Here is a 16,961-nt window from a genome sequence, read left to right on the forward strand (position 1 = left end):
ATTACTTCACCGTTCCAAAATCGCTGATTGGGAAAACCACGCTCTGCACATGACCGAGGATGTAGCGCTCATCCACCATGCCGAGACGGCTGTCGCGGCTGTCGGTAGAGGCATTGCGGTTGTCGCCCATGACGAACACGCAGCCCTCCGGCACGGTCTGCGGATAGGTCAGATCGCCCATATGCTCGAGTACATCGATCTTTTCGTTGATATACGGCTCATCGAGAACCTCGCCGTTGACGCTCACGTCGCCGGTTACGGGATCAATGTCCACCGTATCACCGCCGGTCGCAATGATGCGCTTGACGATCGGCTGATTGTTGTAAAAACCCTCCTTGCGCAGCACGACAACGTCTCCGCGCTCGGGCGTATAGTTCAGGTTGCTTACCAGCATGATGCTGTGATCCTCGAGGGTCGGGTACATGCTCATGCCGTCCACGCCGATCAGGCGCACGAAAAACGTGAATACGACCACGAAGAACACCAGAACCGCCATCAAGGATTCGCCCCAGCCGAACAGCTCGCTCGAGAAGCGTCCCTCACTCTTTTTATTTTCGGTTTGCTGCATTATGATTTCCTCCATCAAAAAGATAGCATACAATATTATTATAGCGATAATACAGCGTATGCGCAAGTGAAAACAAAAAACGGAGAGCAAAAGCTCCCCGTTTTTGTTCGGTTGTAATGTTAGAATTAAACCTTCTCTGCGATCTTGGCAGCCTTGCCTACGCGACCGCGCAGGTAGTACAGCTTAGCACGGCGAACCTTACCGCTGCGAACAACCTCGAACTTAGCAACGTTCGGAGAATGTACCGGGAAGGTCTTCTCTACGCCTACGCCGTAAGAAATGCGGCGAACGGTTACGGTCTGGTTTACGCCAGCGTGCTTCTTAGCAATGATGATGCCTTCGAATACCTGAATACGCTCGCGGTTGCCCTCCTTGATCTTTGCGTGTACCTTAACGGTATCGCCGATCTTCAGAGTGGGCAGATCGCTCTTGAGCTGCTGCTCGGACAGGACTTTAACGAGATCCATTTTTTAGTCTTCCTTTCGTCTTAGACATTCTTGCCGCATCGTAAACCCATAAATGAGCAGAGGAATGCCCGTGTTCATTGTTACTCGACTATAATATCATATCATGTAGCGGATTGCAAGTGTTTTTTCAATCCTGCACAGATTTTTGTCTCATTCGCTCGACAGACTCGGCGCGAACGGTCTCGGTCTGCGCCTGCGCCTTCTCGTTGTCATAAAGGCCGATGACAACGTAATCTCCCACCTGCAGGTCCTCAAAGCCGATTTCCTGCGTTTTGCCGGTATCGGAATTGTAAGCAGAAAGCGCTGCTTTCGAGCAGTCTGCCGTGCCATGCTCACCGAATACGGTCGTCTCTCCCGCATCCCGCACAGTGATTGTTTGATTTCGGCTGTCTGTGGACACAATTTCTGCGTCGGCAAGCAATCTAATCGGCTTTTGCTGACCGCAAGCGCATAAAAGCAGACAAATCCCCAATCCCGCAACATAAGAATTTTTTCGCATTTTATCGCCATCTTGCATAATTTTTATCGAAAATTGCTTGCAATTCTTATTCACTTTTATTATACTGAAAATGCTACCCGATGTAAAGGAGTGTTTTTTCATGTGGGCATACGAAAGCGTATTTTATCAGATCTATCCCATCGGCTTCTGCGGTGCGCCGCGCGTAAACGACGGCGTGACTGTTCCGCGCATCCGCAAGGTCAGCGACTGGGCGGAGCATATTGCATCTCTCGGCTGCAATGCCGTGTACTTCTCCCCGATTTTTGAGTCCGACAGCCACGGCTACGACACCCGCGATTTTCGCCGCGTGGACTGCCGTCTCGGCACCAACGAGGATTTCGCCGCCGTCTGCAAAACGCTGCACGAGCACGGCATCAAAGTTGTGCTGGATGGCGTATTCAATCACGTCGGACGAGGTTTCTGGGCGTTCAAGGATGTGCAGGCGAAAAAGTGGGATTCCCCCTACAAGGACTGGTTCCACATCTCCTTTGACGGCAATTCAAACTACAATGACGGCTTCTGGTACGAGGGCTGGGAAGGTCATTTTGAGCTGGTAAAGCTCAATCTGCGCCATCCGGATGTGCAGCACCACATTTTCGAGTGTATCCGGCAGTGGAAGGACGAATTCGGCATTGACGGTCTGCGGCTGGATGTGGCGTACTGTCTCGACAAAGATTTCATCCGTGCGCTGCGCGGCTTCTGCGACTCGCTCTCGCCCGACTTTTTCCTCGTCGGCGAGCTGCTCCACGGCGATTACAACCAGTTTGTCGGAGACGGCATGCTGCACTCCTGCACGAATTACGAGTGCTACAAGGGTCTGTATTCCTCGATGAACAGCTACAACCTGTTCGAGATCACGCATTCGCTGCTGCGCCAGTTCGGTCCGGAAAACTGGACGCTGTATAAAGGCAAGCACCTGCTTTCGTTTGTGGATAACCACGACGTCACGCGCGTTGCGTCCATCCTGCAGAATCCGGCGCATCTGCCGCTGATCTACGCGCTGCTGTTCGGCATGCCCGGCATTCCGTGCATCTACTACGGCAGCGAATGGGGCGCCGAGGGCAAAAAGCAGGACGGCGATGACGCTCTGCGCCCCTCGTTCGAGCAGCCGATCGCGAACGACCTGACCGCCCGTATCACCGCAATGGCGAAGGCGCACCGTGAAAGCCGTGCGCTCTGCTACGGCGGCTTCAAGCAGCTTGTGCTCACCAACAAGCAGTGCATCTGGGAGCGCGAGACAGACGACGAACGAGTGCTCGTTGCCGTAAATATCGACGAGCAGCCGTACCACGCACACTTTGACGCGCGCTGCGGCCGTGCTGTGGACCTCATTACCGGAGAAATGCACGACTTCGGCGGCGGAAGTGAATTGCCGCCGTACTCGGCTTACTTCTGGAAGTGTGAGTGCTGAGCGTGCCCGTAAGCTAGAGAAAACCCTCCGTATGGTTTCATACGGAGGGTTTTAATGTCTTTATGCCGGATCATATCCCGGCAGTTCGCTCTGATCGGCAGGTTCTGCCACAAGCTCTTGATTCAAGTCATTCCAGCAGGCGCCGATATCCGCACGTGTGAAATAGCGAAATCCGCCTGTCCGCGAAGCCAGATAGCCGTTTTTCACGCCGCTGCAGACATAGAGCAGTTCATAGTCGGTCCCGTCCGAAAGCTGAAACCGAAAACTGGTCACATCTCCTCCGTCACCGCTATCATCTATCGTCTTATCTTTGAGCGACAGACCTTCCAGCCGCTCGTACAGCGCTTTGATATCATCTTTTTCTGTAACGATTTTCTTCTCTGCCGCTATAGGAACGCCCTCGAAATGATACATTACAGCACTTTCCACATCATCGGCTGTAAACGGCAAGTCCAGCTTGACCGTTTTTCCACTGCAGCCGATCAATCCCGTCATGAAAATCAGTAAAACGATAAAGCCTGCTGCCTTTTTCATTTCATCACGCTCCTTTACAAGAAGTTACTTTCGCTTTACATAGTCGATAACGAGGGCATAAGTCGTGCCGTCCGCCAGATCGGCGCTGAATACGACAGCCGTACCATCCTTGCGGTAACGCTCGAGCGCGGACTTTTTCAGCGTCAGTGTCTGACCGCTGATCGTGTAATCGCTGCCTGCGTTGAGTGCTTCGATCACGCCGTTGTTCTGCACGGTCACCGTACGCACGCTTGTGCGCGTCAGCGGCAGCGTGAACTTCGGTTCGCTCGGTGAAAACGTGTTGTACTCCTCGACCGCCCAGCTTTCGCCGGTCGGTGCGGAATCGCTCACGGTCAGGGTGAACACCTCGGTCTTGCCGTTTTTCAGTTCAACGCTGATGGTGTAGCTGCCCGCTCGAAGCTGCGCCAGTACACCGCGCGGCAGGATGAGCGAACGCGTCGAAGAATCGAACGTGTAGTCGATGCTCGACAGACCGAGCACCACATCCCGGATATCCTCCGAGGTATTGGCGCCGCTCAGACGCATGCGTACATCTGCGTAGTTCTCCGACTTGTAATAGCGGTCAAAAGACGCATTCTGCACATTTTCGCTCACCGAAGAATCGGTAACAGCAATGGCGATTGCCGCCGTTTTGCCGTCCGAGAGCGTCAGCGTCAGCTTGTAGTTACCGCGCGGCAGCCTGCCCAGCCAATCCGCGCTGATGGCGGCGCCGGTCGAGGTCTGCGTATAGTCCGTGCCTGCGGTGAGGACTGCACCGTTACTCTCGATTTTCTCAATTTTCAGACCGTTCGGCACGGTGACCGCAACATTTTTGCCCAGTGCAGAGAGGTTATTCAGGTCGACCGTTATGCTTTCCGGCGAAACAGCCGCCGTCACGCTGCCCGTGAGCGTCTGTCCGCCTGCGATGGCGGTCACGCCGTTTGCGATCGTGTAGCCGGAGACCCGCACGCTGCTGGCAAAGCTCACGCCGCTGCTCTTGATCTCCGCCTGATAAATCGTGCCGTAGCCGGTGACAGACGCAGGCTTGCTGGCGGTCATGCGGTAGACCGACGCATTCGCAGTGATGGAAACCGTGGATTCGGTATTCAGCTCCAGATGATTGATATCCGCATCCAGCGTCAGCGAAACCTTCTTATCTCCGTTTATTTTTACATCCGCAAAGCCCTCATAGCCTGGGGTGGTCAGCTTTTTCTCGTAGAGCACTGCTGTGCTGCGGACCTCCGTGTTCGGAAAACGAGCGGCGCCTGCCGCAGTAACCTGCAGCAGGCGACCCATAGGCGAGGACACAACGATGTGGTCGCTCATTGTATTCGTCATTGTTACCGTGCCGCCGGCTACGATGATCGTACCCTTGACGTACACGTCATTCAGCTGTACCGCATCCGAGGCCAGACCTTCGGTCAGGTACAGATCGCCGTCGATCGTCGCATCGGACAGCGTGCAGCTTTCCGAGATGGTGACGTTCGCGGTATCGCTCTTGAGGTCGGAGCCGGTATACGCTTTTCCTGCCGTCGAGAGCGAGGTTCCAAGATAATAGTACAGGATCTTCGCCAGCTCTGCGCGGGTGATGACCTTGGTCGGCTTGAAGGTGTTATCCTTGTAGCCGGTGATGATGCCCTTGTCCACAGCCGCCTTGACGTAGCCTGCCGACCACGTTGCAACCTTCGCCTTATCCTTAAACGACAGGTTTGCCGGTTTTACATTACCCGGATCGGCCTTGTACAGCCGTCCGAGGATAACCGCCGCCTGCTCACGGGTGACATAACCCTCCGGATTCATCCTGCCGTTGCCGGTGCCGTTGATGTAGCCGTACTTCTCGGCAATGCGCACCGTGTCGTAGTACCACGAGTTGGACTGCACATCGCTGTACGAAATGCTTGCCTTCTCTGTGAAGTGAAACGCGCGGTTGACATAGCGCATGAACTCCGCACGAGTGACCTTGCGCTCCGGCTCGTACTTGCCGGTGGTCGCACTCGGATTGATGATGCCCTCCTCATCCAGATATTCGATAAAGTTTTTGCTCCAGTGTCCGTCCAGATCGGAGGCAAATGCTGCCGGTATCATCGTTGCCAGCATCGCCGCACACAGGAATGCAGATAATAAACGTTTTTTCATAAGATACACCTCGTATGTGGGTTACAGGCAATACCAAATGATTGAACAAGAGCGATTTACGAGCAAATTTTGCGTACTGATTAGGCGTGGTTTTGCAGCAATACGAGGTATTGCAAAAAATCACAACGACATCAGGACACAAAATTTCCGTAAAGCGCCGCAGCTTTAATCGTTTGGTATTGCCTAAAGTATAACATAGACAAACCCGCTTGACAACAGGCTTTGCCGGACACATTCTGCCAATGTTTACGCATTGCGGACATATTCGAGAAAAATTCGTCCTTTACGGCTTGTACCGCCGAACGCCTCCACGCGCGCACGGCCGACGCCGCGCACAGTCAGACGGTCGCCTTCTGTAATCTGGTGCTCCGGCTTCATGCAGGGCGCGTTGTTGACGAACACCAGGCCCTTCTCGATCCGCGCCTGTGCGTCCTTGCGCGGCAGGCCAAAAATCAGAGCGGCTACACTGTCCAGACGCGGCGACGCCACCGAACCGGTCCCCCGTTTTTCCTCGACTGCCGCGTGCTTCAGGTCACTGAGATCCTCGCGCGTCAGCGAAAGCTGCTTGCGGCCCGCTTTGGCGAAGTGCATGAGGATGAACTCCGCCATGTCCTCGAGCACGATGATGTCTGCGCCTTCCTCGTGCACGAGAATGTCACCGACCACCGAACGGTCGATCTGCAGTCCCATCAGCGAACCGAGGTAGTCGCGGTGCGTGAGCGTGTCCTCCCTGCGCTTGCGGGCGCGCAGCAGCGCCAGCGGCGCGGACATCTTCGCGCTCTCGGCATCCATGTAATCCGGATAAAACAGATAGATCCCGCGTTCCGCGTCCTCATAGCCGCCCCAGAACAGTGCATGACCGGTCCCTCCGGCAAGGCGCACCGCATCCGTGCACAGCGCCCGCTGCTTGAGGTCGAGGAACTTGGTATGGGTCAGATAACCGCGCTGCTCACACGTCTGCTCCTTGTCAAGCAGTCCTGCCAGCAGCAGCTTATCGTCGCCGCTGTGTGCAAGCGCGGTCAGTATCTCTTGCTTGGTCTTCAAGGTATTTTCCTCCATTGCGGCATGGATTTTCCGTTATGCCGCCCATTGTTTTGCATGATAGTATTGTACTATCTTCTTTTTTCGTTTACAATAGAGATTAGCATTTTAATGATGGAGATGATCAAATTGACCGTGAAGGACGCCGTTTTGCAGGCACTCGAACAGGCACGAGGCACCCGCCTTTCCGGCGGACGGCTCGCCGAGCAGCTTGGCGTATCTCGTGCGGCGGTGCACAAGGCGATCGCCGCACTGCGCGAGAGCGGCCTTGCCATTGACGCCGTGACCGGAGAAGGCTATCGCTTGGCCTCGGATGACGACAGCCTGACCGCCGCAGGCATTGACGCACTGCTCGATACCGCGGTCATCGGACGCGAAATCCTGGTCGAGCCGTCGCTCACCTCGTCCAACACAACGATGAAGGAGCAGTATCTCAGCAGAAAGCACGGCTTCACGCTGTTTGCCGAGGAGCAGACCGGCGGGCGTGGACGGCTCGGACGCACGTTCGTCTCCCCTGCCGACACCGGCGTGTACATGACCATTCTGCTGCATCCGACACTGCCGCTGTCGCACCTGTCGTTCGTTACCATTTCGGCGGCGATCGCGGTCGTGCGCGCCATTGAGCAGACAGCTGGCTTCACGCCGCAAATCAAATGGGTGAACGATGTGCTGATGAACGGACGCAAGCTGTGCGGCATCCTCACGGAAGCGACGATCGAGGGTGAAACCGGCACGGTAAGCTCGCTTGTGGTCGGCATCGGCATCAATCTGCAGCCCAATCCGGCGTGGCCCGAGGAAGTACAGGCGGTCGCGGGTGCCATCAGTGACTTCGGCAAGCCGCCCCGCAGAGCCGAACTGGCCGCCGCTGTCCTCAACCACTTCGAGGATGTGTACATGCTGCTCGAGCAGGGCAAGGAACCCGAGCTGCTCGAGCAGTACCGCGAACGGCTGTGCTGCATTAACCGTCCGGTAACGGTCAGCAGTCCGGCAGGCCGCTACGAAGCCGAGTGCGTCGGACTGGACGAGGATGCACATCTGCTGGTCAAAACCGCGGACGGACAGGTGAATGCCCTGTCCTCGGGCGAGATCAGCATTCGACTGTAAACCGCATTTTTATACATTATATATAAGGAGATATTTCTATGTTTCAAACCGCTGCAGGCGTGACCGTTCCGTTCCCCGAAAAGCTGTCCGAGCAGTACGAGCTGGACGGCAACACCATCACCGCAAACCTCAGCTTTGAGAAGCTGAGCGACTTTGTTCATTCGTTCTACGCCGAGCTGGACGAGCCGCTGTTCCTCGCCATCCATCCGGATGCAGAAAGCGATGAGGTCTGGTATCTGGACGGCATGACAAAAAAGCAGCTGACCATGATTTTAGACGGCTACGGCGAGCTGCTGTATCAGGACGGGCTTTCGGCATTCGCCATTGGTTCTCTGACCACCGAGGAGGAGCTTTTCGTACAGAAGTACAAGGTTCTGTCCATTTACAGCGAGACCGCAAAGCGTTTCGTTCCCCTGCTGAAAAAGTACGGCATGGAGCCGACCGGACATCTTGTCACAGCATGGGATACGTTCTCCGAAGAAAAGCCCGGCGCCGCAGAGCGCCTCGAGATCGCCGGTCAGACCGTGCCGGATATGATCAAAGAGCTGTGCAAGATCGGCATGTATAAAGGTTAATTACAGGGCTTATATGAAAAAAGACACCGAAAAAAATCGGTGTCTTTTCTTATCTGGCTTACATTTAGATTTCCATGATGATCGGCAGGACCATCGGACTGCGCTTGGTCTTCTTGAACAGGTAATCACTGACATCGCCCTTGATGGCGGATTTCAGGCTGTTCCAGTCACGCAGATTCTCTACCGAGCAGCGGTCGAGCGCCATCTGCGAAATGGTACGCAGCTCCTCCATGAGAGCCTCGGCTTCCTTGACGTAAACGAAACCGCGCGATACGATATCCGGACCCGCAATGACAACGCCGGTCGTTGCGTCCACGGTTACTACGATAACCAGCAGACCGTCCTCGGACAGATGCTTGCGGTCACGCAGAACGGCAGTGCCGACATCACCGATGCCCAGACCGTCTACCAGCAGACGGCCGGCCGGCACGGAATTGCCCAGACGAGCCGAATTTTCGCTGATCTCGATCGGACGGCCGATCTCACTGACGAGAATGTTCTTCGGGTTGACACCCATCTCGCGTGCCAGACCGGCATGCTGCACGAGCATGCGGTACTCGCCGTGTACGGGAATGAAGTACTTCGGCTTGCACAGACCGAGCATCAGCTTAAGATCCTCCTGGCAGGCATGGCCGGAAACATGGATGGCTGCCGAACGGTCGTAAATAACCTCAGCGCCCTGCTTGTACAGCTCGTTGACCATGTTGTTGATCGACTTCTCGTTGCCCGGGATAGCAGACGCTGCGATCAGGATACGGTCGCCGGAATTGACCTCCACCTGCTTGTGGCTGCCGTACGCCATACGGTACAGCGCGGACATGGTCTCACCCTGAGAGCCGGTGGATACGATGATCAGCTGGCTGCGCGCGTAGCGCTTGATCTCGGAAATGTCGATCATGACCTTGCCGGAATCCTTCAGATAACCCAGCTCCATCGAAACCTTGGAGATCTTCTCCATGCTTCGGCCGCAGACAGCTACCTTGCGTCCTGCCTTGGCGGCAATGTCGAGAATCTGCTGCAGACGCGATACATTGGACGCGAACGTTGCAATGATGATGCGCTGGTCGCTCTCCATGATAAATTTCTCAAGCGATTTGCCGACGATCTTCTCACTCGGCGTGTAGCCGGACGCTCGACGTTGGTCGAGTCGCTCATCAGCGCAAGCAGTCCCTTCTTGCCCAGCTCACCGATGCGGACAAGGTCGATCATCTCACCGGAAACCGGCGTCAGGTCGATCTTGAAGTCGCCCGTGTGCAGAATGGTGCCCAGCGGCGTGGTGATCGCCAGCGCAACCGAATCCGCAATGGAGTGGTTGGTGTGGATAAACTCGATCTTGAAACAGCCGAGTTTAATCGTATCACCGGCGCGCACGCGGTTCATCTTGACCTTCTGGGGCATCTTGTGCTCGGACAGCTTGGTCTCGATGATGCCGCAGGTCAGTCGGGTCGCGTAGATCGGTGCGTTGCACTCGCGCAGAACATACGGAATAGCGCCGATATGGTCCTCATGTCCGTGGGTGATCACATAGCCGCGCAGCTTGTTCAGGTTGCGCTTGAGGTACGTTGTATCCGGAATGACCAGGTCAACACCCAGCATGTCGTCATCCGGAAAGGCAACGCCGCAGTCGATAACTACGATGTCATTGCCGTACTCGATCACCGTCATGTTCTTACCGATCTCGTTCAGACCGCCGAGCGGTATGATCTTCAGTTTTTCCTTCATAATAGTATTATCACTTTCCTTTATCTGATTGTTGTTTATTATATGTACGCGGATGTCGTTTCCGCTTTTCTGAAAAGGCAGACCATGCGATCCCGTCTGTCTTTATCCACATGTGAAGGATGCGGCCCGTTTTCGCTGCAAATGGCACAGCGCATTCCCGCACGGACTGCAAACACTTATTTTTAATATACCACAGCTCAGCAGAATTGTAAAGAGCCAGTCACCAAAGCGCTCTGTACGGCTTCGTCGAAACAGCCAATTTACCTATATACTATTTATGCACAGTGTCCCGCTGTTTTACCCATTCTGCGTGTCCTGCATAATGGCCGGTCAAACCGGGCAGACTTCCCTTTCGGTCCCTGCGGTTTGTAACAAAGCCGCCGATGTGCGTTTTACACGGCTAACCGTAAAAAACCGTTTTTTCGCCCAATTATGCCATACAGATTAACGAAATCCAACGACGAACTCTGTTAAATGTGCACAAAATTCTATGAAACCGTTTGACAAATCGGAGAGGATGCAGTATGATTGGTTACAGTTCGGAAACAGAACGTAAACAAAACAGTAACAACCCAGAAAACAACATCGGTTTTTCCGGTGGCGCGGGAAGTGTTCCCGCTGCGTTTTCACCTGACTTTTAGGAGCGTAACACAAATGTCTATTTCTCTGCGTAAGCATGCTGCCATGTTCCTCGCGGCAACCTTCACGGTAGGCTCGATGGCAACCTTCGGCGCTGCTGCACTGGAGCAGCCGACTGCGGTACTCTCTTCCACTCTGAACCATTCTGTCGGCACGGTGCTCACCTCTGCCGAAATCTCCAATGCACAGCAGGCTATGGTGAAGGCAAAGGCTTCCGCACTCAAGGCACAGCAGGATGCTGCCAAGAAGGCGCAGGAGGAAGCTGCTAAGAAGGCTAAGGCTGAGGCTGCCAAAAAGGCCGCTGAAGAAGCAGCTAAGAAGGAAGCCGAGATCAAGGCCGCTGCAACCCAGGCCGCTTACAACCAGCTGGTCGCAAGTGCAGCCACCGCCCGTCCGGTAGCTTACTCCACAACGTATCTGGCAAGCGATGCCATCAAGCAAATGCCACTGCGCTTGGCAATTATAAACTGACCTTCTACGATCCGTGCGTTGAATGCAACGGCAACAATCTGGCACTGACCGCTACCGGCACCACCCTGACCGAAGGCCGCACGATCGCAGTTGACCCGTCCGTCATTCCGCTCGGCAGCCGCGTATTCATCGAGGGCTACGGCGTGTTCATCGCTGAGGACACCGGCGGAGCGATCAAGGGCAACAAAATCGACATTGCAGTAAGCACCCACGAGCGTGCAAACGAGCTTGGCGTGCAGTACGCAAATGTATATCTGCTGAAGTAAATTTTTGAAGAGCTGTGCGAAAGCACGGCTCTTTTTTTTTGCCAGTTTGAACAGTTTGGAGACCGAGGACAGGTACGTCCTCGGTTTTCGTTTTGTATTTCGCGTCAGAATCGCGTGTACGATGGTTTGGGCGAGTCTGTTCAAAACTATACGCCGAATTTGCAGGAGCGATTGTGCGGCGTTTGAGCGGGTTTTCATTATCATTCCAGAAATTAGGGTTTTCGCTTGCGAAGCGAGAGAATCCTGCCTCCCCGGCAGGCACAAGAAGAAGAGAACCAAGGTTCCCTCCTTCCTATTCAGCACAGCGAAAATCAGAGAACGGTGAATTGCCCGAAGGACAAGAGAGAGTCCTCCAGAGGATACCTGTGCCGCGCAACTCGTTGGTCTGGTGGCACAAGGGAGACCACCGGCCTCCCCTGCGATTACACATCTGCAAATGGTAAAAAAACAGCCACAGACACCCTGCGGCTGTTTTGATTCAATTACGCGCTCTCGCGCTCCTCCTGCACCTTGGCGATGCCATGCTGGATCGGCTTCCACTCGACCTTGCCGACCAGAGCGGCGATCGAAATCGGAACATAGGTGAGCATGAAGAACGGGAAGGTAAAGGTATACAGCACCTTTTTCCACGCCGGACCTGCGATGCGCTTCCACTCGGCGATCATCGTCACCGCGCCGAAGGCAAACAGGCTGAACGTAATGCCGCGCACGGTCAGCAACAGAATACGGCCGAGCATGCGCATAACGCGGTATGTAATGTATGCCGGCTGTGCGAAGCTGGTCACGCACAGGAGTACGGCCAGCAGCAGCGAGCCGATGGTAACAAGGTTGCACGGTGCAACCGTCATCAGCATATCATAGCAGGACATGCCCGCCTTGCCGCCGCGCGTACAGCCGCGCAGCAGTGCGCCGGTATACTTTGCGTCCACCTGATAGAAGCCCTTGCTCCAGCGCAGACGCTGATCCCACGACTGACGGAAATGCTCCGGCTGCTCATCGTAGATGATGGCATTGCCGCAGTAGCCGATCTTACGGCCGCGGACCGCACTGGCGATGGAGAACTCGATATCCTCGGTCAGCAGATGATAATTCCAGCCGCCTTCCTCGCGGAGCACATCAGCCGAAATCAGAAAACCGGTGCCGGAAACCGCACAGTTGACGCCCAGACGGGTTCTCGGGCGGTTCAGGAAGCGCGACTCACGCAGGAACCACAGTGCATAGCCTGCGGAGATCCAGTTCGCGCAGAAGTTCTGCGAATTGCGGTAGCTGGTCAATGCAGAATACTCGCCGGTATCGTACATCTTGTTCATCTCACGGACGAACTGCGGATCTACGATGTTGTCCGCATCGAATACGAAAAACGCATCGTACGCATCCTCACCCTGCTCCTCAAAAATATGCTTGAACAGATAATCCAGCGCGTAGCCCTTGCCGACCTGCACCTTATTAAATCGCTCGTACACGATCGCACCGGCACTGCGCGCTACCTCAGCGGTATTGTCCGTGCAGTTATCTGCAACAACAATAACATCGAGCAGCTCCGACGGATAATCCTGCTCCTTCAAGGTGCGGATCAGTCTGCCGATAACGGCGGACTCATTGCGTGCCGAAATGATCGCCGCGTAACGGTGCAGCTCTGCATTTTCTACACCGCCGCGCTGCTTGCCCCACAAGCCAACCAGAAGGTAAAAGATCTGGTACGCATACGCCGCAGTAAAGAAAATGAACAGCACCCACTGCATGCTCTCCAAAAACCGAAGCATAAAAATTCCTCGTTTCTTCTCCTGATTTATTTCTCTATACTTTAGATATTGTGGCGGTTGTTTCAACCCTTGTACTATAATAGCACTATTAACGCATTATGCAACACATTTTTAACCGGATTTCACAAAATTTTTAATTTTTCACTGTTCGCACAAAATTTTTGTGCTTTCATGCGTTTTTTTCATGCCACTTTGCCCTGTCTTTCCGTAAAAAAACAGTGAACTGAGAGACGCATTCGTTCCGCACCGCTGACGCTCTTTCACTTTTCCCTGCTGTTTGCCTGGATAAATCCGGGTTTTCTCTATAACATCATCAATTTCGTATACATTTCATAAAGGAAAGGAGGGCATTTTCTCTCGCCGCTCTCCCCTGCATATACAGCAAAACGGCTGCCGCATTGCGACAGCCGCCGGTATTTGATTATTAAGGCAACACCGCACAATTAAAGCTGCGGCGCTTTGCGGAAATTTTGTGTCCTGACTTTGTTGCGATTTCACAGTAATACATTAAGTATTACTGCAAAACCGCGCCTCGTTAGTACACAAAATTTGCTCGCAAATCGCTCTTGTTCAATTATGCGGTATTGCCTTAACCGTTTACCTGCTTTGCCAGCTCGTCAGCCAGCGCTTCGAGTGCGCCGAGCTGGTTCTCTGCCAGGGCAGACTTGATGGAGATCGGGTTCTCGAGGATGGTCATGTTCTTCATGCCCTCGAGCATGCCGATCATCTGCTTGCCCGCAGTAGCGGCCCAGGTGCCGTTGTCAATGACGGCAACCGTGCGGTTCTGCAGGTTAAGCGCCTTGATGTCGGACAGATATGCCTCCATCTTCGGCTGAATGCCGCTGTTGTAGGTCGGCGCGGCGAGCACCAGATGGCTGCACCGGAAGCTCTCGGCTACCAGCTCGGAAACGTCGGTTTCGGAAACATCGTACATCGCGATATTCTTCACACCCTTGTCAGCCAGCATACCTGCGAGCACGTTTGCGGCGTTCTCAGTGTTGCCGTACATGGTCGCGTAGGCGATCATGACCGTCTTGTCCTCCGGCTCGTAGGTGCTCCACTTCTGGTACTTCTCCAGCAGCAGGCCGAGATCCTTGCGCCAGATCGGACCATGCAGCGGGCAGATCATCTCAATATCGAGCGATGCCGCCTTCTTGAGCAGCGCCTGCACCTGTACGCCGTACTTGCCGACAATGTTAGTGTAGTAGCGGCGGGCATCGTTCATCCAGACCGTGTCGAACGTAATCTCGTCATTAAAAATGTTGCCTGCCAGTGCACCGAACGTGCCGAACGCATCAGCAGAGAACAGGATCTTGTTCTTCTCGTCGTAGGTGACCATGACCTCCGGCCAGTGCACCATCGGCGCCATGACAAAATGCAGGGTATGCTCGCCCGTGGACAGCTTGTCGCCTTCCTTGACGACCAGCGCACGCGCGGCAACGTCCGTTCCGTAGAACTGGGCATACATGCCGACCGCCTTGGCACTGCATACCATCTTCGCCTCCGGATAGCGGCGCAGCATGTCGTCGATCATCGCACAGTGATCCGGCTCCATATGCTGAACGACCATGTAGTCCAGCGGACGGCCGTTCAGCGCGTGAACGACGTTTTCGATATACTGACGGCTGATGGACTCGTCCGCCGTGTCAAACAGCACGGTTTTCTCATCCAGCAGCACATAGCTGTTATAGGATACCCCCTTGGGGATCGGGAACAAATTTTCAAAGCGGCTCAGGCGGCGGTCGCTGCCGCCAACATAAATGAGATCATCCTTGACCTTTCTGGTACTGTGCATCGCACGACACCTCCGTATAAATATCTATATTGAATTGTAGCATATTTTTGTGCATTCGTCCAGTGGTAGGGTTAGTCTCGGCATACAAAAAACGACCGATGAAACAGCCGGTTTTTGACGGGATACAGGTTTCGATCGATTGCAGCAGCGGGCAGGTACCGAGCACCATGAACAACAGGCTGATCAGCCGGCCGACAATCTCGCCGGGAGTTTGCCGTTCATCGGTCCGTGCAGTATATCGATCGAGCGTTTTGTCTTTGCCATGTGCATTCTCCGTTTCGTTTTTTTGTCTACTTCTATTGCAGCACGGTTTTATTGATGAGAAAAGCACATGTTTCTCATGTTTTGCATTGCAATTCTGCATATATATTGTTTTGTCTAAAAAAAGAAAAAGTGCAGAAAACTTGCGTTTTCTGCACTTCGAAAGCACAAATATTGATTAGCGCTTGGAGAACTGCGGTGCGCGACGAGCTGCCTTCAGGCCGTACTCACCTGATCCTGATCCGAAAAGTCCAGTATTCATGCGGGTTTTCGGGCTTCCCTCTCTCAGTAAACCCATAGGTAAACCCACGAAATCGGGGAATTTTTGGTGCAATTTAACGCAGCCCGAATGCTGCATTCACAACGCTGCTCAATTCCTCAGGTTTATTATACTTGACTTTCGCATAGATGTCCATAGTCGTTTTGCTGTTCTCATGGCCTGCCAGATACTGCACCGTCTTAGGATCAACACCTTTGTAAATCAGATTGGTGATGTAGGTGTGTCGCAGCATGTGCGGAGTCACCTAGAAGTCCATCGCATACACCAGTTTGGGATTGTTCGGCTGATGCTCACCAAGCCTTGGCTTTATTCTATGCTTCCTCGTTCGACAAAATATTCTACAATGATATCGAATTTGCTCGAATGGGAAGGGTAACCCCTGCCTTGCCGAGCATCTCCTGCATCTGGACAAGTGGCAACTCCAACATCCAGAAATTGTAGTCCTAAAATACGCAGTCAAACATATTGGGCAACAGTAAAAGTGGTTTTGATTTTCGCGGTAGCTGCGTTCATTGAAAACTTGCAATTTGCGAACAACTCGCATATTGACTTTCTTGCTTTCTTGGATTATAATATTTGCGAATGAACTGCAAATTGGAGGTGCGGTGACTTGCATAGCTACAGCACGCGGCAGCGAAAGGTTCTGCTTGCCTATTTGAGCCAGCACCCGGACGAGCTGTTGTCCGCACGGCAAATTGCGGACGCTTTGGCAGATAAAAAAATCAGCCTGAGCGCCGTATATCGAAACCTTGCACAGTTAGAGACAGAGGAAAAAGTGCGTCGGAGCAGTAAGAGCGGCACGCGCGAGGTCTACTATCAATACCTTGATGCCGAAAGCTGCAAAGGTGCGCTGCACATGAGCTGTATCAAATGCGGCAAGACCTTTCACATGGCAGCTGGTAACGCAGCTTTGCTCGCAAAGCTTTTGGCGCAGAGCGAACAGTTTATGTTGGACACGACTGACACGATCCTCTATGGAACTTGTTCGGACTGCAAGGGAAAATAACGATTGGAAAGGAGGACAGACCATGACAAAGAAATTTCGTTTTATGACGGGCTTGCTGGCCGTAGTGCTGGCCTTTGTTATGCTGTCCTCTCTTGCCTATATCGCAGCGGAATCCGACCATGACTGTACTGGCGTGGACTGCGCCATCTGCCATCAGATCAACGTCTGCGAAAACCTGCTCAAAAGCATTGGGCTTGCCGGCTCCGCCGCAGCTACTGTAACGGCGATTCTATATATTCTGTGCCGGATCATTCCCTCCTGTACAGAGGTTGCCCGCACCTTTACGCTGGTTTCTCTCAAGGTCAAACTTTCAAATTAAAAATAAGAACTTTTTACAAGGGTGTAGTCTATCTGTTTTCGGATAGACTTTTGCGGCGTTGCTGTTACCCTTGTATTTTTGCGCCCATTTTTAAGTTCTTATCATGATTTGGAGGTAACAAACCC

Annotated in this window: 15 protein-coding genes and 2 pseudogenes; 7 read left to right on the forward strand and 10 right to left on the reverse strand. The window is 53.6% G+C overall.

Annotation, left to right across the window (positions count from 1 at the left end; genetic code table 11):
* Nucleotide 1 precedes the first annotated feature (1 nt).
* From lepB to DXB00_RS09380, 3 genes are all read right to left on the reverse strand, one after another.
* The gene (gene lepB / locus DXB00_RS09370; RefSeq protein ID WP_117490717.1) at nucleotides 2-568 is read right to left on the reverse strand and encodes a signal peptidase I; all 567 of its coding nucleotides are present in this window, start codon (nucleotides 566-568) and stop codon (nucleotides 2-4) included.
* Nucleotides 569-693: 125 nt separating this feature from the next.
* The gene (rplS, locus tag DXB00_RS09375) at nucleotides 694-1,035 is read right to left on the reverse strand and encodes a 50S ribosomal protein L19 (RefSeq protein WP_110436593.1); all 342 of its coding nucleotides are present in this window, start codon (nucleotides 1,033-1,035) and stop codon (nucleotides 694-696) included.
* A 127-nt stretch (nucleotides 1,036-1,162) separates the two neighbouring features.
* Complete coding sequence (locus tag DXB00_RS09380; protein ID WP_147359201.1) at nucleotides 1,163-1,435, reverse strand: hypothetical protein; 273 nt, start codon at nucleotides 1,433-1,435, stop codon at nucleotides 1,163-1,165.
* Between the two features lie 199 nt (nucleotides 1,436-1,634).
* Here DXB00_RS09380 and DXB00_RS09385 point away from each other — a divergent pair, with 199 nt between their 5' ends.
* A complete protein-coding gene (locus DXB00_RS09385) occupies nucleotides 1,635-2,945 on the forward strand; it encodes an alpha-amylase family glycosyl hydrolase (RefSeq protein ID WP_118730216.1) in 1,311 nt (436 codons plus the stop codon).
* A 60-nt stretch (nucleotides 2,946-3,005) separates the two neighbouring features.
* Here the strand turns inward: DXB00_RS09385 and DXB00_RS09390 are convergent, their stop codons facing one another.
* From DXB00_RS09390 to DXB00_RS09400, 3 genes are all read right to left on the reverse strand, one after another.
* Nucleotides 3,006-3,479, reverse strand: a complete 474-nt coding sequence (locus DXB00_RS09390) for a hypothetical protein (RefSeq protein ID WP_118730217.1) — start codon at nucleotides 3,477-3,479, stop codon at nucleotides 3,006-3,008.
* A 24-nt stretch (nucleotides 3,480-3,503) separates the two neighbouring features.
* A complete protein-coding gene (locus tag DXB00_RS09395; protein ID WP_119214829.1) occupies nucleotides 3,504-5,594 on the reverse strand; it encodes an S-layer homology domain-containing protein in 2,091 nt (696 codons plus the stop codon).
* 246 nt (nucleotides 5,595-5,840) lie between these two features.
* On the reverse strand, nucleotides 5,841-6,638 hold the full coding sequence (locus tag DXB00_RS09400; RefSeq protein ID WP_158578377.1) for a YlmH family RNA-binding protein: 798 nt from the start codon (nucleotides 6,636-6,638) through the stop codon (nucleotides 5,841-5,843).
* A 108-nt stretch (nucleotides 6,639-6,746) separates the two neighbouring features.
* Here DXB00_RS09400 and DXB00_RS09405 point away from each other — a divergent pair, with 108 nt between their 5' ends.
* Both DXB00_RS09405 and DXB00_RS09410 read left to right on the forward strand, forming a co-directional pair.
* The gene (locus tag DXB00_RS09405; protein WP_158578378.1) at nucleotides 6,747-7,739 is read left to right on the forward strand and encodes a biotin--[acetyl-CoA-carboxylase] ligase; all 993 of its coding nucleotides are present in this window, start codon (nucleotides 6,747-6,749) and stop codon (nucleotides 7,737-7,739) included.
* Between the two features lie 38 nt (nucleotides 7,740-7,777).
* The gene (locus DXB00_RS09410) at nucleotides 7,778-8,314 is read left to right on the forward strand and encodes a hypothetical protein (RefSeq protein WP_116704867.1); all 537 of its coding nucleotides are present in this window, start codon (nucleotides 7,778-7,780) and stop codon (nucleotides 8,312-8,314) included.
* A 64-nt stretch (nucleotides 8,315-8,378) separates the two neighbouring features.
* Here the strand turns inward: DXB00_RS09410 and DXB00_RS09415 are convergent.
* A pseudogene (locus DXB00_RS09415) lies at nucleotides 8,379-10,036 on the reverse strand (ribonuclease J).
* Nucleotides 10,037-10,690: 654 nt separating this feature from the next.
* On the opposite strand from DXB00_RS09415, the gene DXB00_RS16655 reads away from it, so the two are divergent.
* Both DXB00_RS16655 and DXB00_RS09425 read left to right on the forward strand, forming a co-directional pair.
* Nucleotides 10,691-11,146 (forward strand): hypothetical protein, encoded by a 456-nt coding sequence (locus DXB00_RS16655; RefSeq protein WP_199697274.1) that lies wholly within the window; start codon nucleotides 10,691-10,693, stop codon nucleotides 11,144-11,146.
* 83 nt (nucleotides 11,147-11,229) lie between these two features.
* Nucleotides 11,230-11,412, forward strand: coding sequence for a 3D domain-containing protein (locus tag DXB00_RS09425; RefSeq protein ID WP_278308867.1), 183 nt, complete (start codon nucleotides 11,230-11,232; stop codon nucleotides 11,410-11,412).
* Nucleotides 11,413-11,894: 482 nt separating this feature from the next.
* On the opposite strand, the gene DXB00_RS09430 is transcribed toward DXB00_RS09425, so the two are convergent.
* The 3 genes and pseudogenes from DXB00_RS09430 to DXB00_RS09440 form a co-directional block, all read right to left on the reverse strand.
* Entirely contained in the window at nucleotides 11,895-13,175 is a 1,281-nt protein-coding gene (locus tag DXB00_RS09430; RefSeq protein ID WP_330425280.1) for a glycosyltransferase family 2 protein, read from the reverse strand.
* Between the two features lie 589 nt (nucleotides 13,176-13,764).
* Nucleotides 13,765-14,970 (reverse strand): FprA family A-type flavoprotein, encoded by a 1,206-nt coding sequence (locus DXB00_RS09435; protein WP_118730221.1) that lies wholly within the window; start codon nucleotides 14,968-14,970, stop codon nucleotides 13,765-13,767.
* Between the two features lie 596 nt (nucleotides 14,971-15,566).
* A pseudogene (locus DXB00_RS09440) lies at nucleotides 15,567-15,830 on the reverse strand (tyrosine-type recombinase/integrase); the annotation flags it as partial.
* Between the two features lie 291 nt (nucleotides 15,831-16,121).
* Between DXB00_RS09440 and DXB00_RS09450 the strand changes: the two are divergent.
* Both DXB00_RS09450 and DXB00_RS09455 read left to right on the forward strand, forming a co-directional pair.
* Nucleotides 16,122-16,517, forward strand: coding sequence for a Fur family transcriptional regulator (locus tag DXB00_RS09450; RefSeq protein ID WP_118730222.1), 396 nt, complete (start codon nucleotides 16,122-16,124; stop codon nucleotides 16,515-16,517).
* 22 nt (nucleotides 16,518-16,539) lie between these two features.
* Entirely contained in the window at nucleotides 16,540-16,836 is a 297-nt protein-coding gene (locus DXB00_RS09455) for a hypothetical protein (RefSeq protein WP_118730223.1), read from the forward strand.
* The last annotated feature ends 125 nt before the right edge of the window (nucleotides 16,837-16,961 follow it).

This window comes from Butyricicoccus sp. OF10-2, from assembly GCF_003481925.1.
GTDB classification, from domain to species: Bacteria; Bacillota; Clostridia; order Oscillospirales; family Butyricicoccaceae; genus Agathobaculum; species Agathobaculum butyriciproducens.

Coding starts and splice junctions, on each gene's coding strand:
- DXB00_RS16655 (WP_199697274.1), top strand. CDS start 10,691: ATGTCTATTTCTCTGCGTAAGCATGCTGCCATGTTCCTCGCGGCAACC.
- DXB00_RS09405 (WP_158578378.1), top strand. CDS start 6,747: ATGATGGAGATGATCAAATTGACCGTGAAGGACGCCGTTTTGCAGGCA.
- DXB00_RS09435 (WP_118730221.1), bottom strand. CDS start 14,970: ATGCACAGTACCAGAAAGGTCAAGGATGATCTCATTTATGTTGGCGGC.
- DXB00_RS09390 (WP_118730217.1), bottom strand. CDS start 3,479: ATGAAAAAGGCAGCAGGCTTTATCGTTTTACTGATTTTCATGACGGGA.
- DXB00_RS09455 (WP_118730223.1), top strand. CDS start 16,540: ATGACAAAGAAATTTCGTTTTATGACGGGCTTGCTGGCCGTAGTGCTG.
- lepB (WP_117490717.1), bottom strand. CDS start 568: ATGCAGCAAACCGAAAATAAAAAGAGTGAGGGACGCTTCTCGAGCGAG.
- DXB00_RS09430 (WP_330425280.1), bottom strand. CDS start 13,175: ATGCTTCGGTTTTTGGAGAGCATGCAGTGGGTGCTGTTCATTTTCTTT.
- DXB00_RS09410 (WP_116704867.1), top strand. CDS start 7,778: ATGTTTCAAACCGCTGCAGGCGTGACCGTTCCGTTCCCCGAAAAGCTG.
- DXB00_RS09385 (WP_118730216.1), top strand. CDS start 1,635: ATGTGGGCATACGAAAGCGTATTTTATCAGATCTATCCCATCGGCTTC.
- DXB00_RS09395 (WP_119214829.1), bottom strand. CDS start 5,594: ATGAAAAAACGTTTATTATCTGCATTCCTGTGTGCGGCGATGCTGGCA.
- rplS (WP_110436593.1), bottom strand. CDS start 1,035: ATGGATCTCGTTAAAGTCCTGTCCGAGCAGCAGCTCAAGAGCGATCTG.